The organism is Pseudomonas kielensis (assembly GCF_014236655.1).
In the GTDB taxonomy this organism is placed as follows: Bacteria; Pseudomonadota; Gammaproteobacteria; order Pseudomonadales; family Pseudomonadaceae; genus Aquipseudomonas; species Aquipseudomonas kielensis.
The window spans coordinates 67,839-93,117 of the sequence record NZ_JACMYG010000011.1; the positions used below are offsets into that span (position 1 = coordinate 67,839).

Sequence of the window (25,279 nt, forward strand, 5' to 3'; positions counted from 1 at the left end):
ATCGCGAGCCGGCTCGCTCCCACAGGGGTTCTGTGTTGATCACACAATCCCGACTGAACAGAGATTCAGTGTGGCAGCCAGCCTGCTGGCGATCAGCCGGGGTCGCGCTCGACCGACTCGCTCCCTTTGCCCTTTCAGAACTGCCATGCCTGCCAACCACTTCAACACCCACTGCCCCGACTGGGCGACTGCCCTGCTCAACGGCTTCAGCCAGATCTTCCTCCAGCGTAACCCGCTGTGCGGCCTGCTGTGCCTGTGTGCCATCTTGTTTACCGCGCCTGCCTTGCTGGGCGGCGCGCTGCTGGGCGGTGTCGCGGGGCTGCTCACCGCGCAACGCCGCAACTATGCCAAGGCCGATCGCCAGGCTGGGCTTTTCAGCTACAACGGCGTCCTGCTCGGCTTGCTGCTGAGCCTGTATTTCCCCTGGTCGGCGCTGCTGCCACCGCTGATCCTGGCCGCCGGCGGCCTGAGCGCAATGATCACGCAACAGTGGCTCAAACGCGCGCGGGTCAGCCAATACCTGCCGGCCTACACCACCCCCTTCGTCGTGCTGAGCTGGCCGCTGTTGTGTTTCGCCACGCCCCCGACAACCGCGCATTTGATCGAAGTCAGCACACTGAACATGCTCGCCGCGCCCCTCAAAGGTATCGGCCAGGTCATGTTCCTGGGGCATCCGCTGGCCGGTGCGATGATTGCCGGCGGACTGCTGATCGCCGACCGCCGCGCCTTCTGCTGGGCGTTGCTGGCCTCGGTCGCGGGCATGGGCTGGAGCATGCTGCATCACGACTTCTACAGCGCATTGCTCGGCCTCGGTGGCTACAACGCCGTGCTCGCCGCCCTCGCCCTCAGCGCGCAACGCCAGCAACCGTGGCTGCCGCTGGTAGGCATCACCCTGGCACTGTTGCTGACGCCGCTGTTTGCCGCCATCGGCCTGCCCACGCTGACCGCACCGTTCATTCTCGCCTGCTGGCTGGTACGCAGCACCGTGCAAATGTTCGTGAAGGCCACTGTCAGCCATACACCTTGCACTCTGGAGGAGAATCAACCTAGGCTGCGCTGATCATTGATTCAGGCGTTTTCCATGGACAGCAGCAAAAACTGGCGTGAAGAACTTCACGTCATCGTATTCCAGAGCGACACCCAGGCCGGACGGCGCTTCGATGGCATCCTGCTGTTGATCATCCTCGCCAGCCTGGTGATCGTGATGCTCGACAGCATCAACAGCATTCACCGCGACTATGCCGACGTGCTGGCCTACATCGAGTGGGGTTTCACCTTCATCTTCGCCATCGAATACGGGTTGCGCCTGTACTGCTCGCCCAAGCCGTTGCGCTATGCCTTCAGCTTCTATGGATTGGTCGACCTGCTGGCGATCGTGCCGGGAATACTCGCCCTGTACTACAGCGACGCCCAATACCTGCTGATCATCCGCATCATCCGTATGCTGCGCATCTTTCGCGTGCTCAAGCTCAGCCCCTACCTCAAGCAAGCCAACTACCTGATGTCGGCGCTGCGCGGCAGCAAGCAGAAGATCGTGGTGTTCCTGGTCAGCGTGTGCACCCTGGTGACGGTGTTCGGCACCCTGATGTACGTGATCGAAGGCCCGCAGAACGGCTTCACCAGCATTCCCAAGGGCATTTACTGGGCGATCGTCACCCTGACCACCGTGGGCTTCGGCGACATCGTGCCCAAGACCCCCCTGGGCCAGGTGGTTTCATCGCTGGTGATGATCACCGGTTACTCGATCATCGCGGTGCCGACGGGCATCTTCACCGCGGAACTGGCCAACGCCATGCGCGGTGAGCAGCTGCAACACGACTGCCCGGTGTGCAAGAAAAACGGCCATGAGCACGGCGCAGCATTCTGCTCACGCTGCGGCAATGCGCTATTTAAGAAAATCGAATAAGCAAAGTACTTTTTAATCTTTAAAGAGCTATAGAGGCCCGGCTATAGTCGACGGCAAAATGCCTTCACTCTCTCGAACAAAAGGAATGTGCAGTGAAAAAGATCTTTGGCGCCTCACTCCTGGCCGCAGGCCTGACCCTCGCTAGCGTGGCTCAAGCCGCACCGACCCTGCTTAACGTTTCCTACGACGTGATGCGCGATTTCTACAAGGACTACAACACTGCCTTCCAGAAACACTGGCAAGCCGAGCACAACGAAACCATCACCCTGCAGATGTCTTTCGGCGGTTCCAGCAAACAGGCACGTTCAGTAATCGACGGCCTGCCGGCTGACGTCATTACCATGAACATGGCCACCGATATCAATGCCCTGGCCGACAACGGCAAACTGATCCCGGACAACTGGGTCACCCGCCTGCCGAACAACAGCGCACCGTTCACCTCGGCCACCGTGTTCATCGTCCGCAAGGGCAACCCCAAGGCCCTGAAAGACTGGCCCGACCTGCTCAAGGACGGCGTCCAGGTGATTGTGCCCAACCCGAAAACCTCGGGTAACGGCCGCTACACCTACCTGTCTGCCTGGGGCTACGTGCTGAAGAACGGCGGCGATGAGAACAAGGCCAAGGACTTCGTTGGCAAACTGTTCAAACAAGCCCCTGTGCTCGACACCGGCGGCCGTGCGGCCACCACCACCTTCATGACCAACCAGATCGGCGACGTGCTGGTGACCTTCGAGAACGAAGCAGAAATGATTGCCCGCGAATTCGGTCGCGACCAGTTCGAGGTGATCTACCCAAGCGTCTCCGCCGAAGCCGAGCCACCGGTCAGCGTGGTCGACAAAGTCGTCGACAGGAAAGGCAGCCGTGCCGCGGCCGAGGAATACCTGAAGTACCTGTGGTCCCCGGAAGGTCAGGAAATCGCAGCCGCCAACTACCTGCGCCCACGTGACCCGGCCGTGCTGGCCAAGTACACCGACCGCTTCCCGAAAGTCGATTTCCTGTCGGTGGAAAAAACCTTCGGTGACTGGCGCACCGTGCAGAAGACCCACTTCAACGACGGCGGGATTTTCGACAAGATCTACAGCGGCCAGTAAGCGGCGCTGAAACGAACAAAGGCGACCTGCGGGTCGCCTTTTTTGTCGCTGCCCGTTCTAGGGCAACATCGCTTCCACTTCCACTTCGATCAGCCACTGCGGCAAGGAAAGCCCACTGACAATCAGCCACGAAGACGCTGGTGGATTGGCCGGGAAGCGCTCCAGCAACACCTGGGTGACCTGCTCTTGCTCATCGCGCGCGGCCTCGGCAATGTAAATCCGCATCACCACCACGTGGGAGAGATCCCCGCCCGCCTCGCGCAGAATCGCCTCGATATTGTCGAACGCCTTGTCGGTCTGCTCGCGCAAGCCAGGCGCTACCGTGCGCTCATGCTCATCGACACCGACCTGACCGGACAACAGCAAACGACGCCCACCACTGACCTCAACCGCCTGGCTGAATCCGTACTGCAGCGAGTTGAAAACACTGGAGGGATTTAACACCGACTTGTGCATGAAGACTCCTGACTCCCTGGAATGACCGGAAAATCTAAATCAACCGGCATCAGGGTTCCAGTGGCTGCAACATTCGGAAACTCACCGATCAAGCCCAAGGCGCTGGTGTTTTTACTGCCCGAACTGCCTGCCCAACCCCGAAGGCACACCGTGGATATCGGTCTCTTCCCACGGCCCTTGCGGGCTGATGCTGCGGCTCCAGCCGTTGTTCCAGCGGTAGTAGGTGCGCTGGCGGTAGAAGACGTTGCTCTGGTCGTCGAGGACGTAGACCCCCAGTTTCGCGTCCCAGTGGCTGTTGCCGCCTGGGGGTGGGGCGAAGCTGGCGGAGGTCCGCGGCAGGGGTTTGGCCGGTTTGCTCGGCGTCACCGGCTTGCCGGGTGCCGTCGAAGGCTTGGGCTTGGTGGTCGGGCCCGACGGCGGGATCGGCGGTAGCGGGCTGGTGTCCGGAGTGGGCTGCTGGACCGTACAGGCGCTTAACCCTAGAACCAGGCTGAGCAGGGTAATTCGAGCGAGTACGGTCATAGCGGCGTTTCCTGATTATTGGTCCGGGCTGTCGATGGTCAACGATTGCGGCGCGGTGGTGCTGCTGGCCATTGGCTGGCTGCGCCCGACCCACTCGCCCGCAGTCGGCTGACCGGCACGGGATACCCGTGCAACCAGTTGGACTTCAGGGAAGTTCGACAGTTTCAACTGCGGCATCATTGCATCCGCGTCACCCAGTTCCACGGTCACCGGCAGGTCGGCAACGGTCAAGCGCTTGGCTGCCAGGGGGGCCGGCGGGCCGGAAACGGCACGGGCGAAAATGAACACGCTGTCGCCTGGCAGGACCTTGGCCTTGACCTCGGCCGACAGGTCAACCGACACCTTGAGCAGGGCCACCGGCTTGCTCACGACGGCTGGCGCCTTGGCGACAGTCGCGCCGCTTTCCTGGAGTTTTTCCGTGGCGCGCTGAATGCCGCCTTGCAGCGCAGCGCGGGAAGCGTCCTCGGTCGGCAGCTGGGCCAACAGGCGGTTCCAGTAGTCGATAGCGTCCTGGTAGCGCTCGCTTTCGAAGGCGGCGATACCCAGCAGGCCCAGGCTGGTGACTTCCTTTGGATCGGCCTTGAGTGCTTCGTCGGTCAGCGCCTGGACCTTGTCCGACCATTTCTTGTTGTCGGCAAAGTACTGGGCCTGGGCCCATTGACCCAGCAGTTCGGGCTGGCGACCCGCCAGGGCCACGGTCCGCTCGAAGATCTTCGCGGCGTCGGCCGGACGGTCCTGGGCCATGTAGGTACGACCCAGGAAGTACAGGCCCTCGGCAGAGTCCGGTTGTGCCGCCACGGCACGCTCCAGGCGCAGGGTCATTTCTTCCATCGACTGCGGCGCCTGGGCGAACTCGCGGGTCAGCTCAACCTTGTCGCTGGCACCAAAATGCAGGTACAGGCCCAGGCCCAGCACCGGCACCAGGATCGCCGCCAGCAGTGGCAGCGGCTTGCCCAGACGGGACACCCGGCCAACGTCGGCACCCTCGGTGTCGGCCAGCAGTTCACGGGCGGCTTCGTCACGCCCGGCGGTCATTTGTGTGGCATCGAGCACACCTTCGACCTGCTGCGCCTGCAACTCGGCCACCCGCTCTTGATAAAGCGCCACGTTCAGCGCGGTACGATCCTCTTCACGTTGGGCGCGACGGCCACGCAGAACCGGGATCAACAGAAAACTCAGGGCAACCAGTAGCAGCAGACCTGCGGCAAGCCAGAAATCAATCATCAGTGTTTTTGTCCAGCAGTTGGTCGAGGCGCTCGCGCTCCTCGGCAGAAAGCGTGTCCTTGCCAGCCGCGCGTTCAACGCGACGACGACGGACGATCAGGGCAATCACCACCACGCCACCAAGCAACAGCCCGGCCGGGCCAAACCACAACAGCGCGGTCTTGCTGGTCAGGGCGGGCTTGTAGCGGACGAAGTCGCCATAGCGGTCGACCATGAAGTCGATGATCTGCTGATTGTCCTTGCCCTCGCCGAGCATGCGGAAAATCTCTTTGCGCAGGTCAGCGGCAATCGGCGCATTGGAGTCGGCAATGTCCTGATTCTGGCACTTGGGGCAACGCAGTTCCTTGGTCAGTTCGCGAAAACGCTCGCGATCCCCGTCCTTGGCGAACTCGTAGGTGTCGATGGCGGCGTGCGCCACGCCGGCCAGACTCAAGCCCAGGACCACAGCGGCAAACCAGCGCTTCATGGCTTGGCCTCATCCACCAGCGCCTGATACTTGGCCGCCAGTTGTTCACGCCAGACCACCTCGTCGATCACCCCCACGTACTTGTCGCGGATGATGCCCTTGGCGTCGATAAAGAAGGTTTCCGGCGCACCGTAGACGCCCAGGTTCAGGCCCAGGGTGCCCTCCTCGTCACGGATGTCCAGCAGGTACGGATTATGGAACTCGGCCAGCCACTTCAAGGCATCGGCATTGACGTCCTTGTAGTTCACCCCGTAGATCACCACGCCCTGCTCGGCCAGCTTGTTCAACACCGGGTGCTCGACCCGGCAGGAAATGCACCAGGTGCCCCAGACGTTGACCAGCGCCGGCTTGCCCAGCAGATCGGCGCGGGTCAGGGTCTTGTCACCCTGCACGTTGACCAGGCTGAACTCCGGGAACGGCTTGCCGATCATCGCCGACGGCAACTCGGACGGATTGAGGTACAACCCGCGGTACAGAAACACCGCCACCACCAGAAAGAGCGCCAGTGGCAACACCATCAACCAACGTCTCATGCAGTCGCTCCCGACATGCCCAGCGCTTCACGCACCCGGCTCTTCACCTTGACCCGATAACGCCGGTCCATCGCCGCCAGCAACCCGCCGAAGCCGGTCAGCAGGCCACCGAACCAGATCCAGCGCACGAATGGCTTGACGTGCACCCGCACGGCCCAGGCGCCTTCGCCCAATGGCTCGCCCAGGGCGACGTAGATGTCACGGGTGAAACCGGCGTCGATCCCGGCCTCGGTCATCACCGAGTTCTGCACGGTGTACAGGCGTTTTTCCGGGTGCAGCACGCTGACTTCCTTGCCGTTGCGGATCACCCGCACGGTGCCCTTGTCGGAGGTGAAGTTCGGCCCTTCGTAATGCTTGGCCCCCTCGAACACAAAGTGATAGCCGGCCAGTTCCATCGACTCGCCCGGCTCCAGGCGCAGGTCGCGCTCGGCGCTGTTCTGGCTGGAAAGGACCACGCCCAAGGCGCATATGGCGATCCCCAGGTGCGCGACCTGCATGCCCCAGTAACTGCGGGTCAGGGTCGGCAGGCCCTTGATCAGGCCTTTGTGGCGGGTCTTGTCGAGGATGTCGCGGACCCCGGCCAACAGCACCCAGGCGGCGAGCATGAAGGTTGCCAGCACGGCCCAGTTGAAGTCGCCATAGGCGATACCGGCCACCACTGCCAGCGCAGCGCTGCCCAGCAAGACCGGAGTGAGCATGCCCACCAGCCACTTCACCGGGGTGTCCTTCCAGCGCACCAATACGCCGACGGCCATCACCACCATCAACAACGCCATCAACGGAATGAACAAGGCGTTGAAGTACGGCGGACCGACCGACAGCTTGGCGCCGGTCATGGCGTCCAGGATCAGCGGATACAGGGTACCGAGCAGGATCATCGAGGCCGCTACCACCAGCACCAGGTTGTTGCCCAGCAGCAGGGTTTCGCGCGACCACAGGTTGAAGCCCACATGACTCTTGACCACCGGCGCGCGCAGAGCGAACAGGGTCAGAGAGCCACCCACCACAAACAGCAGGAAGATCAGGATGAACACGCCACGCTCAGGGTCCGAGGCAAAGGCGTGGACCGACGTCAGGACCCCGGAACGCACGAGGAAGGTCCCCAACAGGCTCAGGGAGAAGGCCGCGATGGCCAGCAGTACGGTCCAGCTTTTGAACACGCCACGTTTTTCGGTCACGGCCAGGGAGTGAATCAGCGCCGTGCCGACCAACCAAGGCATGAACGAGGCGTTTTCCACCGGGTCCCAGAACCACCAGCCGCCCCAGCCGAGTTCGTAGTAGGCCCACCACGAACCCAGGGTGATACCGATGCCCAGGAATGCCCAGGCGACGATGGTCCACGGACGTGACCAACGGGCCCATGCAGCATCCAGGCGACCGCCCATCAAGGCGGCGATGGCGAAGGCGAACGCCACCGAGAAGCCGACGTAGCCCATGTACAGCATCGGCGGGTGGACGATCAGGCCGATGTCCTGCAGCAACGGGTTAAGGTCGGCGCCATCGGTAGGCATCTGCGGCAAGATGCGCTCGAACGGGTTCGAGGTGAGGATCAGGAACAGCAGGAAGCCGATGCTGATCATGCCCATCACCGACAGCACCCGCGCCAGCATGACCTGCGGCAATTGCCGCGAGAACACCGACACGGCGAAGGTCCAGCCGCCAAGAATCATCGCCCACAGCAGCAGCGAACCTTCGTGGGCGCCCCACACGGCGCTGAACTTGTAGTACCACGGCAAGGCCGTGTTGGAGTTGTTGGCCACATAGGCGACGGAGAAATCGTCGACCATGAAGGCATAGGTCAGGCAGCCGAAGGAGAACGCCAGGAAGGCGAACTGCCCCCAGGCGGCTGGCTGGGCCAGGCCCATCCACATGCGGTCACCGCGCCAGGCGCCGAGCAACGGCACGATGGCCTGGACGACGGCAAAACACAGGGCGAGGATCATCGCCAGGTGGCCCAACTCGGGAATAAAGATGCCGGATGTCATGGATCAACCCTCCTTCACGGGTGTCGGGGCGGATTGACCACTGTCTTTGAGCGCCTTGGTCACTTCCGGCGGCATGTACTTCTCGTCGTGCTTGGCCAGCACTTCGTCAGCCACCACCACGCCCTCGGCATTCAACTTGCCCAGGGCGACGATGCCCTGCCCTTCGCGGAACAGGTCCGGGAGGATGCCGCGGTAGGTGATGGTCACGGATTTATTGAAGTCGGTGACGACGAATCTCACGTCCAGCGAATCGCCGGAGCGTTTCAGGGAACCGGCCTCGACCATGCCACCGGCGCGGATGCGCGTGTCTTGCGGCGCTTCGCCATTGGCGATCTGGGTCGGGGTGTAGAACAGGTTGATGTTTTGCTGCAAGGCACTCAAGGCCAGGCCGACAGCAGCGCCAACCCCCACCAGGATCGCGAGAATGATGAGCAGACGTTTTTTACGCAGCGGATTCACTTGCTGTTCTCCCGGCGCAGACGACGCGCCTCTTGTTGCAGATAACGCTTGCGGGCCAGGATCGGCGCGACCACGTTGAGGGCCAGTACTGCCAGGCAGATGCCATAGGCCGACCAGACATATAGACCGTGATGGCCCATGGCGAGGAAGTCGCTCAAAGAAGCAAAACTCATGAACTGACCTCCAGGCTGTTTTGCACTTCGGCTTTGACCCAACTGGCCCGGGCTTCGCGCTTGAGCACTTCAAGGCGCATGCGCAGCAACAGCACCGCACCGAAGAAACAGTAGAAACCCAGCACCGTCAGCAGCAACGGCAGCCACATCTCCACCGGCATGGCCGGTTTTTCGGTGAGGGTGAAGGTCGCGCCCTGGTGCAGGGTGTTCCACCACTCCACCGAATACTTGATGATCGGGATGTTGATCACCCCGACAATCGCCAGCACCGCGCACGCCTTGGCGGCGCTGTCACGATTGCTGATGGCGTTGCCCAGCGCAATGAGACCGAAGTACAGGAACAGCAGGATCAGCATCGACGTTAGTCGCGCATCCCAGACCCACCACGAACCCCAGGTCGGCTTGCCCCAGATCGCCCCGGTGACCAGCGCCACGGCGGTCATCCAGGCACCGATGGGGGCCGCGCATTGCAGGGCGACGTCGGCCAGCTTCATCTTCCAGACCAGCCCGACGATGCCGCAGACCGCCAGCATCACATACACCGACTGCGCCAGCATGGCCGCCGGCACGTGAATGTAGATGATCCTGAAGCTGTTGCCTTGCTGGTAGTCCGGCGGTGCGAACGCCAGGCCCCAGACCACTCCAATGCCGATCAGCAACACGGCGGCGATACTCAGCCAGGGCAGCATTTTGCCGCTGATGCCGTAAAACCACTTGGGCGAGCCGAGCTTGTGAAACCAGGTCCAGTTCATTGCTGTTTCCATCACGGTTGCTTTTCGTCAACACGAAAAGCCAGGGTCTTTACTGGTCGTTTTTTGACCAGACCTCATTATTCGCTGACGCTGATCTTCAGGCCAGCAGCTATTGCAAAGGGTGTCAGGGTAACTGCCAGGGCGGTCAGGCTCCCAAGCCACAGCAGATACCCGGTCGCCGGCATGCCCTGAAGTGCCGCCTGCAAGGCGCCACTGCCCAGGATCAACACCGGGATATACAACGGCAGAATCAACAGCGCCAGCAGCAAGCCACCACGCTTCAAACCCACCGTCAGCGCCGCGCCGACCGCACCGAGCAGGCTCAGCACCGGTGTACCCAGCAACAGCGACAAGAGCAAAACCGGCAGACAGGCGGCAGGCAAACCGAGCATCAATGCCAGCAACGGCGCAAGCAATACCAGTGCCAGGCCGGAAAACACCCAGTGTGCCAGTACCTTGGCCAAAACCAGAAGAGCCAGGGGGTGCGACGAAAGGACCCACTGCTCAAGGGATCCGTCCTCGAAATCACTGCGGAAAAGCCCGTCCAGCGAGAGCAAAACCGATAAAAGGGCCGCTACCCAGACCAGGCCTGGAGACAAGGTTTGCAACAATTGAGTCTCAGGTCCCACCGCCAATGGAAACAATGCGACAACTATTGCGAAAAATACCAAGGGGTTGGCCAGCTCCGCCGGACGGCGACACAACAAACGGGCCTCGCGGGCCACCAACAGCGCAAAAACACTCATACGGCCCACTGCCCCAGGTCGATGTCACGGTAACCGGCCGGCATCCGGGTCATGGTGTGGTGGGTGGTCAGGATCACCATGCCACCCTGCTCACAATGGGCGGCCAGGTGCTCTTCCAGCTGTGCCACACCTTGTTTGTCCAACGCGGTGAACGGCTCGTCGAGGATCCACAGCGCCGGGCTGTCGAGGTACAACCGCGCCAGGGCGACCCGGCGTTGCTGGCCGGCGGACAGGGTATGGCACGGCACGTCTTCAAAACCGCGCAGCCCGACGGCCGCCAGCGCCTGCCAGATGGCCTCGCGGCTGGCCGGCTGGTGCAGGGCGCAGAGCCAACTGAGGTTCTCTTCGGCGCTCAGCAGGTCCTTGATGCCGGCGGCATGGCCGATCCACAACACGTTGTGGGCCAGCTCCGTGCGCTGGCTGTGCAGCGGCTCGCCATTGAGCAACACCTGGCCGCTGGTCGGCTGCATCAGCCCGGCCAGCAGGCGCAGCAGACTGGTCTTGCCGCTGCCGTTGGGGCCGCTGATCTGCAGCATGTCACCGCGATCCAGACGCAATCCGAGGTTTTCGAAGAGCATCCGCCAGTCTCGCTCACAGGCGAGCGCTACGGCTTCTAGAAGAGGGATGGTCAAGAGATCGCGGGCCTTTACGGTTCAAGTCGGCAGTGGATCGGCCGTTAAAGTGGTGCAGCATAGATTCATTGACGGCCTGTTCCAGAGAGCTGGGTCAACATTTATGGTGTTTCGCCACGCGTCCTTGGAGACGGGCGGCATTATACATGTCATGTCCTACTCTCAAGAGGGCAATTTCGACAGGGTGTGACCGATGACCGCTGAGATCAACCTTCCTCCCCTGCCCCCCGCGGCACCTGCCACGGCGCGCCCGCAGGCCAGCGGCGAGTTGCTCAAGCTGCTGACCCCGGTGGACGGCCTGATCGGTGCCGGGCAGAGCGCCAAGGCCGAAGTCCTGTCACTCAAGCAGGACCAGCAGATTTTCCAGCTGCTGCTCAAGATCACCCTGGCGGGCGGACGCCAGACCACCGTATCGGCCACCAGCAGCCTGCCCTTGGCCCTGGGTGCCAGCCTGGCCATCACCCAGCCCTCGGCCGGCAGCCTGGCGATCAGCCCGCAATCCAGCCTGGCGGGCAACGCCGCCGCCCTGTCGCGCATCGACACCACACAACTGCCGGTGGGCACGCTGTTGCAGGGCAAGGTGCTGACCACCCAGTTACAGCCACAGACACCGGGGCAACCGGCGGTGTACCGCTCGATGGTCAGCCTGCTCAACAGCGCGCTCAGCGGCAGCACCCTGAACATCGACAGCCCGCAGCCACTGCGCATCGGCACCCTGCTCAGTGCCCAGGTCCAGGATGCACACACCCTCAGCTTCGTGCCCCTGAGCAACCGCCAGGAACAACTGGCGATCAGCCAACAGTTGCACACCCAGCAGAGTCGCCAAGGTTCACTGGACGCGCTGTTCAAGGCCTTGCAGAACCTGCCGGCCGATGGGCAATCCTCTGAGGTTCGCGCCAGCGTCGACAAACTGCTTGCCAGCCTGCCCGAGGTCCAGCACCTGAGCAGCGCCAAGGGGCTGGCGCAAGCGCTGGCCAACAGCGGGCTGTTTCTCGAAAGCCGACTCCTGGCCGGGCAGAATCCGGCGCCGGCAGACGACCTCAAGGGCAACCTGTTACGCCTGATCGCCCAACTGGCCCCCGGCCTGCCGGCCAACCCCAGCTTCAATGCCGCCTTGGCCGCCAACACCCTGGCCCAGGCCCTGCCCAGCTTCGTGCGCAACGCCCTCGGCACCCTCGGCCAAGTCAGCGCCAAACCTGCCCCGGGTGGCTTTCCCCTGCCCTCGCGGCTGCTGCAGAACCTGACCGAAGAAGGCGACCTGGAACACCTGCTGCGCCTGGCCGCCGCCGCGATCTCGCGCCTGCAAAGCCACCAATTGTCGAGCCTGGAGCAGACCGGCATGACCGAGGACGGCCGCCTGCAAACCACCTGGCAACTGGAAATCCCCATGCGCAACCTGCAAGACATCGTGCCGCTGCAAGTCAAGGTGCAGCGCGAAGACCCACCGCCCAGGGATCCCAAGGAAAAACCCGCCGAACGCGAAGCCCGCCAGCACATATGGCGCATTGACCTGGCGTTTGACCTCGCCCCCCTGGGCCCATTGCAGGTGCAGGCGCAACTGGTGCGCGGCAGCCTGTCCAGCCAACTCTGGGCCGAACACCCCTACACCGCCAGCCTGATTGAACAGCACCTGGACCACCTGCGTGCGCAACTGTATGCCTGCGGCCTGAACGTCGGCGACCTCGACTGCCACCTCGGCATCCCCCCCCAAGGCCCGCAAACCCGACTCGAACAACGCTGGGTGGACGACACCGCATGAACCACAACACCCCTCCCCGCCAGGCCATTGCCCTCAAGTACGACGGCCAGCACGCCCCCACGCTCACCGGCAAAGGCGACGACGCCCTGGCCGAAGCCATCCTGAAAATCGCTCGCGAGCATGAAGTTCCGATCTACGAGAACGCTGAACTGGTGCGATTACTGGCGCGGATGGAACTGGGCGACAGCATCCCCGAAGAGCTGTATCGCACCATTGCCGAGATCATTGCGTTTGCCTGGAATCTGAAGGGCAAGTTTCCTCAAGGACATGATCTGGACTCGACGCAGCTTGAGAAAGACATCAGCCATCGCGGGGATGACTACTGAAGTGTCAGCGCCCACAGATTGAATGGGCGCTGGTACAGCCGACAAATGTGGCGCCTGACACACCGCCATCGCGGGCAAGCCCGCTCCCACAAGTTCGATGGCCGCATGCAAGATCTGCAAGCACCGCAAAATACTGTGGGAGCGGGCTTGCCCGCGATGAGGCCGGCAGGTTCAACAGCGATGGCGCCTGACACTCAGCCCTTGTGCATCTTGCTCATCAACTCGGCCTCGGCCTGGGTCAAGCCGCAGGAGTGGGTCAGTTCGTCGACGCTGGCGCCCATGCCCACCAGGCGCGCGGCCTGGGCGAATGACAGGCTGGTGGGGTCGCGCTGTTCGATCCGGGTCAGTTTGTCCGGCAACGGCTCGACCAGCACCCGCAATTCTTGCAGTTCTTCACCCATGCGCACCGTACCGTCCTGGTAATGATCGACGCGCCGAGCCAGCTCCTTGAGCCGCTGGTCACGCAGCGCATCGGCCTGGGCCGCAGCCGCGCTCAGAGCCCGCTGCTTGCGGGTATAGGCGAGGAAAATCGCCAGGGTGCCGATCCACAGCAACCCCAGGACAATAACAGCCACTTCGAGAATCAATCAGATACTCTCCAGGTCCGACCACTCTTCCTCGCTCATCATCTTGTCCAGCTCGACCAGGATCAGCAGTTCGTTGTTCTTGTTGCACACGCCCTGGATGAACTTGGCCGACTCGTCGTTGCCGACGTTGGGTGCGGTCTCGATTTCCGACTGACGCAGGTAAACCACTTCCGCCACGCTGTCGACCATGATCCCGACCACTTGCTTGTCGGCCTCGATGATCACGATCCGGGTGTTGTCGCTGATCTCGGTGTTCATCAGGCCAAAACGCTGGCGGGTGTCGATCACAGTCACCACGTTGCCGCGCAGGTTGATGATGCCCAGCACGTAGCTGGGCGCACCCGGCACCGGCGCGATCTCGGTGTAGCGCAGGACTTCCTGGACACGCATCACGTTGATGCCGTAGGTCTCATTGTCCAGCTTGAAGGTTACCCATTGCAGGATCGGATCTTCGGAACCCTTTGCAGACGACGCCTTATCATTCATACCCTGACCCCTTAAAAAAACCGCCGATGGCGGTGTGTGTTCTGCCTGGCCGCCACGACGGACGGCCAGCGGCTTGTTATGTCAGTGAGTGCAGCGGCTTGCGCGCGCCCATGTGTTTGGCCCCGCCACTGGCGATCAACTCGGCCAGTTGCGCGACATCGAGCAAGGCGCACATGTGTTCAATCACGGTGCCCGCCAGCCATGGCCGTTGCCCGCGATGACTGCGCCATTTGATTTCGTTGGGGTTCAGGCGCAACGAGCGGCTGACTTGATGCACCGCCAGCCCCCACTCGTAGCCCTGCACCGAGATCACGTATTGCAAGCCCTGGCGAAAGTCGTCGCGGTAGCGATCGGGCATCACCCAGCGCGCGGTGTCGAGCACCTTGAGGTTGCCGGCCTGGCTCGGCAGGATCCCCAGGAACCACTCCGGCTGGCCGAACAGGGGCGTCAGCTCATGCCCGGCCAGGGGATAGATCGAACCCAGGCACACCAGCGGAACCGCCAGGGTCAAACCTGCGACGTCGAACAGCAGGCATTCGAATGGTTCGGCGGCCCAGCTCGGCCGGCCATCGCTGTCCACCGGTGGTGGCGTGGCGCTCGGCGGCAGGTGCACGTCGGCCACCGGCTCGACCAGCGTGTGCAGCAACGGCAGCATCGGGGCGCACGGTTCGGCAACCAGGGTCACCCGCGGTGCCTCGACCACCGATGGCTGGGCATCCCGTGCCTGCTCTTGCAGCACCGCCGCCTGGAACTCGTCCAACGCGCCTTGAGCCTCGATCACCTCAAGCACGTCGATGACTTCGGCCACTTCCACAGGCAGCTCTTCGGTGGCGTCCTGCAGCAAGGCGTCGAGGTAGGATTGCAGCGCCAGTTGCGGGCGCGAGGTGGTTTTCAGCGGCCGATTCATCTCAAGCCACCTGCGCGACAAGTTGCTGCGCCAGCAGGTGCTTGAGCAACGAACGATAGGCCAGCACGCCACGGCTCTTGCCGTCGAACTGTGAAGGCGTGAGGCCGGCACGGCTGGCATCGCGCAGCCGGGTGTCGACCGGGATATAGCCCTGCCAGATGTCTTCCGGGTACATATCGCGCAGCACCCGCAGAGTGCTCAGGGAGGCCTGGGTACGGCGATCGAACAGGGTCGGCACGATGCTGAACGGCAGCGCCTGCTTGCGCGAGCGATTGATCATCGCCAGGGTGTTGACCATGCGCTCCAGGCCCTTGACCGCCAGGTGCTCGGTCTGCACCGGGATCACCAGTTGCTGGCTGGCCGCCAAGGCATTGACCATCAACACACCGAGCAACGGCGGGCTGTCGATCAGGGCGTAATCGAAATCCTGCCACAACTGCGCCAGGCTCTTGGCAATCACCAGGCCCAGGCCGCTCTTGCCCGGCGACTGGCGCTCCAGGGTGGCCAGCGCGGTGCTCGACGGCAACAGGGAAATACGTTCGTCGCTGGTGGGCAACAACAACTGCCCGGGCAGGCCTTGCGGCACGCTGCCACCATGCAGGAACAGGTCGTAACAGCTGTGTTCCAGGCTGTCCGGGTCGTAACCGAAGTAACTGGTCATGGAGCCGTGGGGGTCGAGATCGACCACGACCACGCGCTTGCCCGCCTCTGCCAGCAAACCGGCTAAAGCGATGGAGGAAGTGGTTTTACCAACACCACCCTTTTGATTGGCAACTGCCCAGACTCTCATTCAGTTCGTTCCTCCCGGTCGTATGGGGCAACCGAGAAATAGCTCAACGTGGCAAGCCGGGTGACGGAGAATTGACGGCGCTCGGCGCTCCCGGCGACTTGACCTGGGTTGGTGCAGTTTGTGTGCCAGCCCGCTTCAATGCCGCATCCGGTTGTGCATGAGCGGTACCGGTACCGGTCAGGCTGCGTCGCACATCGAGGTTGCGCGAGATCACCAGCACCACCCGCCGGTTGCGTGCGCGGCCTTCGGCGGTGGCATTGTTGGCCACCGGCTGGAACTCGCCATACCCCACCGACGCCAGGCGCTGGGGGTTGACGCCCTGCATGGCGAGCATGCGCACGATACTCGCCGAGCGGGCCGAGGACAGCTCCCAGTTGGTCGGGTATTGCGCGGTGCGGATCGGCAAGTCGTCGGTGAAACCTTCGACGTGAATCGGGTTATCGAACGGCTTGAGGATGGCCCCGACCTTATCGATGATGTTGAACGCGATATCGCTGGGCATGGCATCGCCGCTGCCGAACAACAGGCTGGAGTTGAGCTCGATCTCGACCCACAACTCGTTACCGCGGATCGTCATCTGGTTGGCACTGAGCAGGTCGCCGAAAGCCGCGCTGATGTCATCGGCGATGCGCTTGAGCGGGTCGTCAGCGGCCTGGGCAATGCCAGCGTCGAGCTGCTCGCTGTCCTTGACCAGGGGCTTGGCCGGGGTCACGGTCTGCGGTCGTTCGTCGCCGATGGGGATCGGCTTGAGGGCCCGATCGGCGTCGGTGAACACGCCGATCAGCGCCTCGGAGATCACCTTGTACTTGCCTTCGTTGATCGAGGAAATGGAATACATCACCACAAAAAAGGCGAACAGCAAGGTAATGAAGTCGGCGTAGGACACCAGCCAGCGTTCATGGTTGACGGGTTCTTCAGTGTAGCGCCGACGTGCCATGCTCCATGCCCCCCATCAGTCCATGAAGCCCTGTAGCTTGAGTTCGATGGAGCGAGGGTTTTCACCTTCGGCGATCGACAGGATGCCTTCGAGCAACATTTCCCGGTACCGCGACTGACGCAAGGCGATGGCCTTGAGTTTGGCGGCGATGGGCAGCAGCACCAGGTTGGCACTGGCCACCCCGTAGATGGTCGCGACGAAGGCCACGGCAATGCCGCTGCCCAGTTGCGACGGATCGGCCAGGTTGCCCATGACATGGATCAGGCCCATTACCGCGCCGATGATGCCGATGGTCGGGGCGTAGCCACCCATGCTTTCAAAGACCTTGGCGGCTTCGATGTCGCGGCTTTCCTGGGTGTAGAAATCCACTTCCAGGATGCTGCGGATCGCCTCCGGCTCGGCGCCATCGACCAGCAATTGCAGGCCCTTGCGCGAATAGCTGTCGGGCTCCGCATCCGCCACGCCTTCGAGGCCCAGCAGGCCTTCCTTGCGCGCGGTCAGGCTCCAGTTGACCACCCGGTCTATCCCGCCCGCCAGGTCGACCCGTGGCGGAAACAGAATCCACACCAGGATCTGCATGGCCCGCTTGAAGGCGCTCATTGGCGACTGCAGCAGCGCCGCGCCGATGGTTCCGCCGAGTACGATCAGGGCGGCCGGGCCGTTGGCCAGCGCCCCCAGGTGGCCGCCTTCCAGGTAGTTGCCGCCGATGATGGCGACAAACGCCATGATGATCCCGATCAGGCTCAGCACATCCATCAGAGGCACGCCTCGGCCAGGTGCTTGCCGATCTCGTCGAGGTCGTAGATGGCATCGGCCAGGTTGGCTTTGACAATCGCCATCGGCATGCCGTAGATCACGCAGCTGGCTTCATCCTGGGCCCAGATGGCGCTGCCGCTCTGCTTGAGCAGGCGCGCGCCTTCCCGACCGTCGGCGCCCATGCCGGTGAGGACCACCGCCAGAACTTTGTCGCCGTAGGATTTAGCCGCTGAGCCGAAGGTGATATCCACACACGGCTTGTAGTTCAAACGCTCGTCACCCGGGAGGATTTTCACCGCGCCACGGCCGTCGATCATCATCTGTTTGCCACCAGGCGCCAGCAAGGCCAGGCCCGGACGCAGGATGTCGCCGTCCTCGGCCTCCTTGACGCTGATCCGGCACAGCTTGTCCAGGCGCTCGGCGAATGCCTTGGTAAAGGCCGCCGGCATGTGCTGGACCAGCACAATGGGCGCCGGGAAGTTGGCCGGCAATTGGCTCAGCACGCGCTGCAGGGCCACCGGGCCGCCCGTGGAGGTACCGATGGCGACCAGCTTGTAGGCCTTGCGCTTGGGCGCGGGCGACGACGGCACGGATGCCGCGGCGCGGCTTGGCACCGGTGCCGCTGCCGGACGCGGTGTCGGGCTGCTGCCGGCAAAACTATTGACCGGTGCAGGGGCTGGGGTCGGGGTTGGCGCCGCTACCGGTGCAGGTGCCCGATAGGCACTGAAACGCCGGTTACTGCGCGAAATGCTGTGGACCTTCTCGCACAGCAGTTGCTTGACCTTCTCCGGGTTGCGCGAGATGTCTTCGAAATTCTTCGGCAGGAAATCCACCGCGCCGGCATCCAGCGCGTCGAGGGTGACCCGCGCGCCCTCATGGGTCAGCGAGGAGAACATCAACACCGGGGTCGGGCAGCGCTGCATGATATGCCGCACCGCCGTGATGCCATCCATCATTGGCATCTCGTAGTCCATGGTGATCACGTCGGGCTTGAGGGCCAGCGCCTGATCAATCGCCTCTTTGCCATTGGTCGCGGTCCCGACCACCTGGATATTCGGATCCGCCGAAAGGATTTCCGAGACGCGGCGGCGGAAAAAACCGGAATCATCCACCACCAGGACTTTGACTGCCATAAACACTCCATATAGGCGCAGCAGGGCGCCAGGCGCCCCGCTCCACCAGAATCAAATACGCCGTGTGGCGTAACGCTTGAGCATGCTCGGGACATCGAGAATCAACGCGATGCGACCGTCACCGGTAATGGTGGCGCCCGACATGCCCGGCGTTCCCTGGAGCATTTTGCCCAATGGCTTGATGACCACTTCTTCCTGGCCAACCAGTTGATCGACGACAAAGCCGATCCGCTGGGTGCCCACCGAAAGAATCACCACATGGCCCTCGCGCTGCTCTTCATGAGCGGCAGAGGCAACCAGCCAGCGCTTGAGGTAAAACAGTGGCAAGGCCTTGTCCCGCACGATCACCACTTCCTGGCCGTCGACCACGTTGGTGCGCGACAGGTCGAGGTGGAAGATCTCGTTGACGTTGACCAGCGGGAACGCAAAGGCCTGGTTGCCCAGCATCACCATCAGGGTCGGCATGATCGCCAGGGTCAACGGCACCTTGATCACGATCTTCGAGCCCTGGCCCTTGGTCGAGTAGATATTGATCGAGCCATTGAGCTGGGAAATCTTGGTTTTCACCACGTCCATGCCCACGCCACGCCCCGACACATCGGAGATCTCGGTCTTGGTCGAGAACCCCGGAGCGAAGATCAGGTTGTAGCATTCGGTGTCGCTCAGGCGCTCGGCCGCATCCTTGTCCATCACCCCGCGCTTCACCGCGATGGCGCGCAGGACGTTGGGGTCCATGCCTTTGCCGTCGTCGGAGATCGACAGCAGGATGTGATCACCCTCCTGTTCGGCCGCCAGCACCACTTTGCCGCCCCGGGACTTGCCCGCGTCTTCACGTTCCTGCGGCGATTCGATGCCGTGGTCGACCGCGTTGCGCACCAAGTGCACCAGCGGGTCGGCCAAGGCCTCGACAAGGTTCTTGTCCAGATCGGTTTCTTCGCCGACCAGCTCCAGGTTGATCTCTTTCTTGAGCTGGCGGGCCAGGTCACGAACCAGGCGCGGGAAGCGCCCGAAGACCTTCTTGATCGGCTGCATGCGGGTCTTCATGACCGCCGTCTGCAGGTCCGCGGTGACCACGTCGAGGTTCGACACAGCCTTGGACATGGCTTCGTCACCGCTGTTGAGCCCCAGGCGCACCAGGCGGTTACGCACCAGTACCAGCTCGCCCACCATGTTCATGATTTCGTCCAGGCGCGCGGTGTCCACCCGTACCGTGGTCTCGGCTTCGCTGGCTGGTTTTTCCGCCGGCGGCGCAGACTGGGCACGAGCCGGGGCCGGCTTGGCGACAGGGGCCTTGGCGGCCGGGGCCGGGGCCGGGGCCACGACGTTGGCCGCCGCGGCCGCGACTGGCGCGGCGCTGACCGCAGCGGTCTCGGCATTGCCCGCAACGTGGCTGAACTTGCCCTTGCCGTGCAGCTCATCGAGCAGGGATTCGAACTCGTGATCGGAGATCAGGTCACTGCCGACCGCCGCCGCTTCGGGCACTGCGGCGGCCGGAACCGAGGCGAGCGCCGACTCCAGCGCTTCAACGGCAAAGTTGCCCTTGCCGTGCAACTGGTCGAGCAAGGCTTCGAACTCGTCGTCGGTAATGTCGCTGCTTTCAGATGCGACCACCGGGGCGACCGGCTCGGCCGCTGCCGGCAGGTTGTCCACGGCGAACTGGCCTTTGCCGTGCAACTGATCGAGCAACGACTCGAACTCGGCGTCGCTGATTTCATCACTGCCGGTCGCCGCCACCGGGGCCTGGACCACTGGTGCCTCGGCTTGCGCCTTGACCGCATTCAGCGAGTCGAGCAGTTGTTCAAATTCGTTGTCGGTGATATCGCCGCTGTCGCTGGCAACAACCGGCGCCTCGGGAGCTGGCGCAAGCGCTGCGACCTCGTCGGCCGATTGCGGTTCCGCCAGGCGCGCCAGGGCCGCCAGCAGCTCGGCCGTGGCGGCCGTGACCGGTGCACGCTCGCGCACTTCGCTGAACATGCCGTTGACTGCGTCCAACGCTTCGAGCACCACGTCCATCAGCTCCGAGTCGACGCGTCGCTCACCCTTGCGCAGGATGTCGAAGACGTTCTCGGCGATGTGGCAGCACTCCACCAGTTCGTTGAGCTGGAGGAAGCCGGCGCCCCCTTTTACAGTGTGAAAACCGCGAAAAATTGCATTGAGCAGGTCCGCATCATCCGGTCGGCTTTCCAGCTCGACCAGTTGTTCGGACAGTTGCTCCAGAATCTCGCCGGCCTCAACCAGAAAATCCTGAAGGATCTCTTCATCGGCGCCGAAGCTCATGTGTAGGGGTGCTCCTAGAATCCAAGGCTGGAAAGCAAATCGTCGACATCGTCCTGACCGGACATCACGTCATCACGTTTATCGGCATGAATCTGCGGACCTTCACCCTGCGCCAGATGTTTTTGCGGATTTTTTTCCGCGAGGATCGCTGCACGGTCATGTTCGATACCGGCAAAGCGGTCGACCTGGCTGGCCATCAGCACCAGTTTGAGCAGATTGCTTTCCACTTCCGTGACCAGTTGCGTCACGCGTTTGATCACCTGACCGGTCAGGTCCTGGTAATCCTGGGCCAGCAGAATGTCGTTGAGGTTGCCCGCCACGACCTGGCTGTGGCTGGCGCTGCGACTCAGGAAGCCATCGACGCGCCGGGCCAGCTCGCGGAACTCTTCAGCCCCGACTTCACGGCGCATGAAACGCCCCCAGTCCGCGCTCAACGCCAGGGCATCGGTGCCCAGGGCATTGACCAGCGGCGTGCTGTTCTCCACCAGGTCCATGGTGCGGTTGGCCGCCGCCTCAGTCAGTTTGACCACATACCCCAGGCGCTCGGTGGCGTCGGTGATCTGCGAGACTTCCTCGGCTTGCGGCATGTTCGGGTCAATCTGGAAATTGACGATCGCGCTATGCAGCTCACGGGTGAGCTTGCCCACTTCCTGGTACAGGCCACGGTCGCGGGTCTGGTTGAGCTCATGGATCAGTTGCACGGCGTCGCCGAACTTGCCTTTTTCCAGGCTTTCGACCAATTCGACCGCGTGTTTTTTCAGGGTCGATTCAAAATCGCCCTGTGAAATCTCTCGTTGTTCCATAGCTCCCCCGTAGCGCCAGTCATCAACCGATGCGTTCGAAGATCTTCTCGATCTTCTCTTTCAACGCCTGGGCAGTGAACGGTTTGACCACATAGCCGTTTACACCGGCCTGGGCCGCTTCGATGATCTGCTCGCGCTTGGCTTCGGCGGTCACCATCAACACTGGCAAATGCTTGAGCTTTTCGTTGGCGCGCACGTGACGCAGCAGATCGATACCGGTCATGCCCGGCATGTTCCAGTCCGTGACCAGAAAATCGATGCTGCCGCTGTTGAGCATAGGGATGGCGGTAGTGCCGTCGTCTGCCTCGACCGTGTTGGTGAACCCGAGGTCACGCAACAGGTTTTTAATGATCCGCCGCATCGTTGAGAAGTCATCAACGATGAGGATTTTCATGTTCTTGTCCAATTCGACCTCCAAGCAGTCTTAAACGCGCCCAGCACCTGGGCACGCCATTCAATCAACAGGCAGAGCACTCAACGACGGTTTGGAGCACAACGGATGATGACCGCGCCAGCGTGAAGCTGTAGCAGTGTCTTTCGCAGTGTCCCCACACTGCTGTCAGCGCGCTCGCCACTCTCCCAAACGCCCCCGCAAACGGGCTGCGCACTGGCTGTGTAACTGGCTGACCCGCGATTCGCTGACCCCCAGGACCTCACCGATTTCCTTGAGGTTCAACTCCTCGTCGTAGTACAGCGCCAAGACCAGTCGCTCACGCTCCGGCAAATTGGCAATCGCGTCCGCCAGCGCCGCCTGGAAGCGTTCATCCTCCAGGTCGCGCGACGGCTCGAGATGAGCACTCGCGCCATCCTCATGCAGCCCTTCATGCTCGCCGTCCTGCAACAGGTCGTCGAAACTGAACAGGCGACTGCCCAAGGTGTCATTCAAAATCCCGTAATAATCGTCGAGACTCAATTGGAGTTCGGCCGCAACCTCGTGATCTTTAGCGTCACGTCCGGTTTTAGCTTCAATTGAGCGAATCGCGTCACTGACCATGCGGGTATTGCGGTGCACCGAGCGTGGCGCCCAGTCACCTTTACGGACCTCGTCGAGCATCGCCCCGCGGATGCGGATCCCGGCGTAGGTCTCGAAACTCGCGCCTTTGCTGGCGTCGTACTTGGTCGACACTTCAAGCAGGCCGATCATCCCGGCCTGGATCAGGTCTTCGACCTGCACACTGGCCGGCAAACGCGCCAGCAAGTGATAGGCAATGCGTTTTACCAGTGGCGCGTAACGCTCGATCAGCTCGTACTGCGCGTCACGCGCCGACTGCTTGTACAGGTTGTAGCCGCTAGCTGTCATAGCACCGGACCCGCAGTCTGTTGCACCAGGCGCTCCACAAAAAACTCCAGATGCCCACGCGGATTGGCGGGCAATGGCCAGGTATCGACTTTCTGCGCAATGGCCCGGAAAGCCAGGGCACATTTGGAGCGAGGAAAGGCTTCGTACACCGCGCGCTGCTTCTGCACCGCCTTGCGCACACTTTCGTCGTAGGGCACCGCGCCGACGTATTGTAGGGCGACATCCAGGAAGCGGTCCGTGACCTTGGTCAACTTGGCGAACAGGTTGCGCCCTTCCTGCGGGCTTTGCGCCATGTTGGCCAGCACGCGGAAGCGGTTCATGCCGTAGTCACGGTTCAGCAGCTTGATCAGGGCATAGGCGTCGGTGATCGAGGTCGGCTCGTCGCAGACCACCAGCAGCACTTCCTGGGCGGCGCGAACAAAGCTGACCACCGATTCGCCGATCCCTGCCGCGGTGTCGATCACCAACACATCGAGGTTGTCGCCCACATCGCTGAACGCCTGGATCAGGCCCGCGTGCTGGGCCGGGCTCAGGTGCACCATGCTCTGGGTTCCGGAGGCGGCCGGGACGATACGAATCCCGCCGGGCCCCTGCAGCAGCACGTCGCGCAGTTCGCAGCGGCCCTCGATCACGTCGGCCAGGGTGCGCTTGGGCGTCAGCCCCAGCAACACATCGACGTTCGCCAGCCCCAGATCGGCGTCCAGCAACATGACGCGCCGACCGAGCTCTGCCAGAGCCAGGGACAAGTTCACTGAAACGTTAGTCTTACCGACGCCACCCTTGCCGCCGGTCACCGCGATCACCTGTACGGGATGCATGCTGCCCATGTGCTTTCTATACCTTGTCTTGCTTAGACGCGGGCTACATGACTGGCTGCGCGTTCCCTGGGGAACAATGCATGGCAGGCCATCGATGTAGATACAAATCTAGTCATTAATACCTCAGCCAACCCGTTTGGTCGGGCTGTGGTAGAGATCAGCGAACATATCAGCCATGGCTTCTTCGCTGGGTTCTTCCTGCATTTGTACACTCACGGCGCGACTGACCAACTGATGGCGGCGCGGCAGATGCAGGTCATCCGGAATACGCGGACCATCAGTCAGATAAGCCACCGGTAATTCGTGACTGATCGCCAAGCTCAAGACCTCGCCCAGGCTTGCCGTTTCGTCCAGTTTAGTCAGGATGCAGCCGGCCAGCCCGCAGCGTTTGTAACTGTGGTAGGCGGCCGTCAGCACCTGCTTCTGGCTGGTCGTGGCCAGCACCAGATAATTCTTCGATTTGATGCCACGACCGGCCAGGCTTTCCAACTGCATGCGCAACGCCGGGTCACTGGCCTGCAGGCCCGCGGTGTCGATCAACACCACGCGCTTGCGCAGCAGCGGGTCCAGCGCCTGGGCCAGGGACTGGCCCGGATCCAGGTGCGTCACCGAGACGTTGAGGATGCGCCCCAGGGTCTTGAGCTGTTCCTGGGCGCCAATGCGGTAACTGTCCATGCTCACCAGGGCGATGTGCTGCGCGCCGTACTTGAGCACATAACGCGCCGCCAGCTTGGCCAGGGTGGTGGTCTTGCCCATGCCGGCCGGGCCGACCATGGCAATCACTCCGCCCTCTTCCAGGGGCTCGATCTCGGGGGTGACGATCATCCGCGCCAGGTGGGCCAGCAACATGCGCCAGGCCTGGCGGGGTTCTTCAATACTGGCGGTCAGCTCCAGCAGGTCGCGGGACAACGGACCGGACAGGCCGATGCGTTGCAGCCGGCGCCAGAGGTTGGCCTGCTGCGGATGACGGCCTTGCAGCTGGTTCCAGGCCAGGGAGCCGAGTTGCACTTCGAGCAATTCGCGCAAGCCATTGAGCTCCGAACGCATCGAATCGTAGGCCCGCGGATCGATGGCGGCCGCCGGCGCAGGCGCCGGGGCAGGACGGGGTGGCTCGGACAGGGTCGGTTCGATCAAGGGTTCGGCGGCGGTCAGCGGCAGCCCGGCAAACAGCTGGCGACTGGCGTGCTCGCCCGCCTCGCCTTCGCCACGCAAGCTCAGTTCGGCCTGAGCCGTGACAATGCGCGACTGGGTCTTGCGCAGCTCGTCCTCGAGCTCGATGTTCGGCACCCGCGGCGCCAGGGCCGACAGCTTGTAATCCAGGGCCGCCATCAGCTCGACACCGCCGGCAATGCGGCGGTTGCCGATGATCGCGGCATCAGCGCCCAGCTCATCACGAACCAGTTTCATGGCCTGACGCATATCGGCGGCGAAAAAACGCTTAACTTGCATAAACCA

General features: G+C 62.6%; 29 protein-coding genes. 5 read left to right on the forward strand and 24 right to left on the reverse strand.

Annotation, left to right across the window (positions count from 1 at the left end; all coding sequences use genetic code 11):
- Positions 1–145: 145 nt before the first annotated feature.
- From H7995_RS13215 to H7995_RS13225, 3 genes are all read left to right on the forward strand, one after another.
- Positions 146–1,060, forward strand: a complete 915-nt coding sequence (locus H7995_RS13215; RefSeq protein ID WP_185818464.1) for an urea transporter — start codon at positions 146–148, stop codon at positions 1,058–1,060.
- Between the two features lie 21 nt (positions 1,061–1,081).
- Positions 1,082–1,906 carry an ion transporter gene (locus H7995_RS13220; protein ID WP_182343911.1) on the forward strand — a complete coding sequence of 275 codons (825 nt, stop codon included), beginning with the start codon at positions 1,082–1,084 and terminating at the stop codon, positions 1,904–1,906.
- A gap of 92 nt (positions 1,907–1,998) precedes the next feature.
- The gene (locus H7995_RS13225) at positions 1,999–2,997 is read left to right on the forward strand and encodes a sulfate ABC transporter substrate-binding protein (RefSeq protein WP_166590880.1); all 999 of its coding nucleotides are present in this window, start codon (positions 1,999–2,001) and stop codon (positions 2,995–2,997) included.
- A gap of 57 nt (positions 2,998–3,054) precedes the next feature.
- Here the strand turns inward: H7995_RS13225 and H7995_RS13230 are convergent, their stop codons facing one another.
- The 11 genes from H7995_RS13230 to ccmA all read right to left on the reverse strand — a co-directional run bounded on the left by H7995_RS13230 (position 3,055) and on the right by ccmA (position 10,891).
- Positions 3,055–3,453 carry a RidA family protein gene (locus H7995_RS13230; RefSeq protein ID WP_185818465.1) on the reverse strand — a complete coding sequence of 133 codons (399 nt, stop codon included), beginning with the start codon at positions 3,451–3,453 and terminating at the stop codon, positions 3,055–3,057.
- Positions 3,454–3,564: 111 nt separating this feature from the next.
- A complete protein-coding gene (locus tag H7995_RS13235) occupies positions 3,565–3,975 on the reverse strand; it encodes a hypothetical protein (RefSeq protein WP_166590882.1) in 411 nt (136 codons plus the stop codon).
- A 15-nt stretch (positions 3,976–3,990) separates the two neighbouring features.
- Complete coding sequence (gene ccmI, locus H7995_RS13240) at positions 3,991–5,199, reverse strand: c-type cytochrome biogenesis protein CcmI (RefSeq protein WP_182343907.1); 1,209 nt, start codon at positions 5,197–5,199, stop codon at positions 3,991–3,993.
- Positions 5,192–5,665 (reverse strand): cytochrome c-type biogenesis protein, encoded by a 474-nt coding sequence (locus H7995_RS13245; protein WP_182343905.1) that lies wholly within the window; start codon positions 5,663–5,665, stop codon positions 5,192–5,194. The genes ccmI and H7995_RS13245 overlap by 8 nt, the downstream gene beginning before the upstream one ends.
- The gene (locus H7995_RS13250; RefSeq protein WP_185818466.1) at positions 5,662–6,198 is read right to left on the reverse strand and encodes a DsbE family thiol:disulfide interchange protein; all 537 of its coding nucleotides are present in this window, start codon (positions 6,196–6,198) and stop codon (positions 5,662–5,664) included. The genes H7995_RS13245 and H7995_RS13250 overlap by 4 nt, the downstream gene beginning before the upstream one ends.
- Positions 6,195–8,183 (reverse strand): heme lyase CcmF/NrfE family subunit, encoded by a 1,989-nt coding sequence (locus tag H7995_RS13255; RefSeq protein WP_166590885.1) that lies wholly within the window; start codon positions 8,181–8,183, stop codon positions 6,195–6,197. The genes H7995_RS13250 and H7995_RS13255 overlap by 4 nt, the downstream gene beginning before the upstream one ends.
- Positions 8,184–8,186: 3 nt before the next feature.
- Positions 8,187–8,642 carry a cytochrome c maturation protein CcmE gene (gene ccmE / locus H7995_RS13260; protein WP_159994420.1) on the reverse strand — a complete coding sequence of 152 codons (456 nt, stop codon included), beginning with the start codon at positions 8,640–8,642 and terminating at the stop codon, positions 8,187–8,189.
- Positions 8,639–8,815 (reverse strand): heme exporter protein CcmD, encoded by a 177-nt coding sequence (gene ccmD / locus H7995_RS13265; RefSeq protein WP_166590886.1) that lies wholly within the window; start codon positions 8,813–8,815, stop codon positions 8,639–8,641. Before ccmD ends, ccmE begins: the two co-directional genes overlap by 4 nt.
- Complete coding sequence (locus H7995_RS13270) at positions 8,812–9,567, reverse strand: heme ABC transporter permease (protein ID WP_166590887.1); 756 nt, start codon at positions 9,565–9,567, stop codon at positions 8,812–8,814. Before H7995_RS13270 ends, ccmD begins: the two co-directional genes overlap by 4 nt.
- A gap of 77 nt (positions 9,568–9,644) precedes the next feature.
- Complete coding sequence (ccmB, locus tag H7995_RS13275; RefSeq protein WP_166590888.1) at positions 9,645–10,313, reverse strand: heme exporter protein CcmB; 669 nt, start codon at positions 10,311–10,313, stop codon at positions 9,645–9,647.
- On the reverse strand, positions 10,310–10,891 hold the full coding sequence (gene ccmA / locus H7995_RS13280; protein ID WP_232534587.1) for a cytochrome c biogenesis heme-transporting ATPase CcmA: 582 nt from the start codon (positions 10,889–10,891) through the stop codon (positions 10,310–10,312). Before ccmA ends, ccmB begins: the two co-directional genes overlap by 4 nt.
- Before the next feature lie 247 nt (positions 10,892–11,138).
- Between ccmA and fliK the strand changes: the two genes are divergently transcribed.
- Both fliK and H7995_RS13290 read left to right on the forward strand, forming a co-directional pair.
- Positions 11,139–12,704 (forward strand): flagellar hook-length control protein FliK, encoded by a 1,566-nt coding sequence (gene fliK / locus H7995_RS13285; protein WP_185818467.1) that lies wholly within the window; start codon positions 11,139–11,141, stop codon positions 12,702–12,704.
- Positions 12,701–13,030: an EscU/YscU/HrcU family type III secretion system export apparatus switch protein gene (locus H7995_RS13290; RefSeq protein WP_185818468.1), complete on the forward strand. Its 330-nt coding sequence runs from the start codon at positions 12,701–12,703 to the stop codon at positions 13,028–13,030. The genes fliK and H7995_RS13290 overlap by 4 nt, the downstream gene beginning before the upstream one ends.
- A 194-nt stretch (positions 13,031–13,224) precedes the next feature.
- On the opposite strand, the gene H7995_RS13295 is transcribed toward H7995_RS13290, so the two are convergent.
- The 13 genes from H7995_RS13295 to flhF all read right to left on the reverse strand — a co-directional run bounded on the left by H7995_RS13295 (position 13,225) and on the right by flhF (position 25,273).
- On the reverse strand, positions 13,225–13,617 hold the full coding sequence (locus tag H7995_RS13295; protein WP_166592946.1) for a DUF2802 domain-containing protein: 393 nt from the start codon (positions 13,615–13,617) through the stop codon (positions 13,225–13,227).
- Complete coding sequence (locus H7995_RS13300) at positions 13,618–14,103, reverse strand: chemotaxis protein CheW (RefSeq protein WP_166592945.1); 486 nt, start codon at positions 14,101–14,103, stop codon at positions 13,618–13,620.
- Between the two features lie 76 nt (positions 14,104–14,179).
- Positions 14,180–15,010 carry a CheW domain-containing protein gene (locus H7995_RS13305; protein WP_166592944.1) on the reverse strand — a complete coding sequence of 277 codons (831 nt, stop codon included), beginning with the start codon at positions 15,008–15,010 and terminating at the stop codon, positions 14,180–14,182.
- A gap of 1 nt (position 15,011) precedes the next feature.
- Positions 15,012–15,800 (reverse strand): ParA family protein, encoded by a 789-nt coding sequence (locus H7995_RS13310; RefSeq protein WP_185818469.1) that lies wholly within the window; start codon positions 15,798–15,800, stop codon positions 15,012–15,014.
- A 43-nt stretch (positions 15,801–15,843) separates the two neighbouring features.
- Complete coding sequence (motD, locus tag H7995_RS13315) at positions 15,844–16,737, reverse strand: flagellar motor protein MotD (protein WP_166592942.1); 894 nt, start codon at positions 16,735–16,737, stop codon at positions 15,844–15,846.
- 15 nt (positions 16,738–16,752) lie between these two features.
- A complete protein-coding gene (locus H7995_RS13320) occupies positions 16,753–17,493 on the reverse strand; it encodes a flagellar motor protein (protein ID WP_166592941.1) in 741 nt (246 codons plus the stop codon).
- The gene (locus H7995_RS13325; protein ID WP_185818470.1) at positions 17,493–18,626 is read right to left on the reverse strand and encodes a protein-glutamate methylesterase/protein-glutamine glutaminase; all 1,134 of its coding nucleotides are present in this window, start codon (positions 18,624–18,626) and stop codon (positions 17,493–17,495) included. The genes H7995_RS13320 and H7995_RS13325 overlap by 1 nt, the downstream gene beginning before the upstream one ends.
- Before the next feature lie 51 nt (positions 18,627–18,677).
- Positions 18,678–20,903, reverse strand: a complete 2,226-nt coding sequence (locus H7995_RS13330) for a chemotaxis protein CheA (protein ID WP_185818471.1) — start codon at positions 20,901–20,903, stop codon at positions 18,678–18,680.
- A gap of 14 nt (positions 20,904–20,917) precedes the next feature.
- Complete coding sequence (locus tag H7995_RS13335; protein ID WP_185818472.1) at positions 20,918–21,706, reverse strand: protein phosphatase CheZ; 789 nt, start codon at positions 21,704–21,706, stop codon at positions 20,918–20,920.
- Positions 21,707–21,728: 22 nt separating this feature from the next.
- Positions 21,729–22,100: a chemotaxis response regulator CheY gene (locus H7995_RS13340; protein ID WP_162530195.1), complete on the reverse strand. Its 372-nt coding sequence runs from the start codon at positions 22,098–22,100 to the stop codon at positions 21,729–21,731.
- A 165-nt stretch (positions 22,101–22,265) separates the two neighbouring features.
- The gene (gene fliA / locus H7995_RS13345) at positions 22,266–23,006 is read right to left on the reverse strand and encodes an RNA polymerase sigma factor FliA (protein WP_018925059.1); all 741 of its coding nucleotides are present in this window, start codon (positions 23,004–23,006) and stop codon (positions 22,266–22,268) included.
- Positions 23,003–23,833 carry a flagellar synthesis regulator FleN gene (gene fleN, locus H7995_RS13350; RefSeq protein WP_166592937.1) on the reverse strand — a complete coding sequence of 277 codons (831 nt, stop codon included), beginning with the start codon at positions 23,831–23,833 and terminating at the stop codon, positions 23,003–23,005. The genes fliA and fleN overlap by 4 nt, the downstream gene beginning before the upstream one ends.
- Positions 23,834–23,947: 114 nt before the next feature.
- A complete protein-coding gene (gene flhF / locus H7995_RS13355) occupies positions 23,948–25,273 on the reverse strand; it encodes a flagellar biosynthesis GTPase FlhF (RefSeq protein ID WP_166592936.1) in 1,326 nt (441 codons plus the stop codon).
- Positions 25,274–25,279 lie beyond the last annotated feature (6 nt).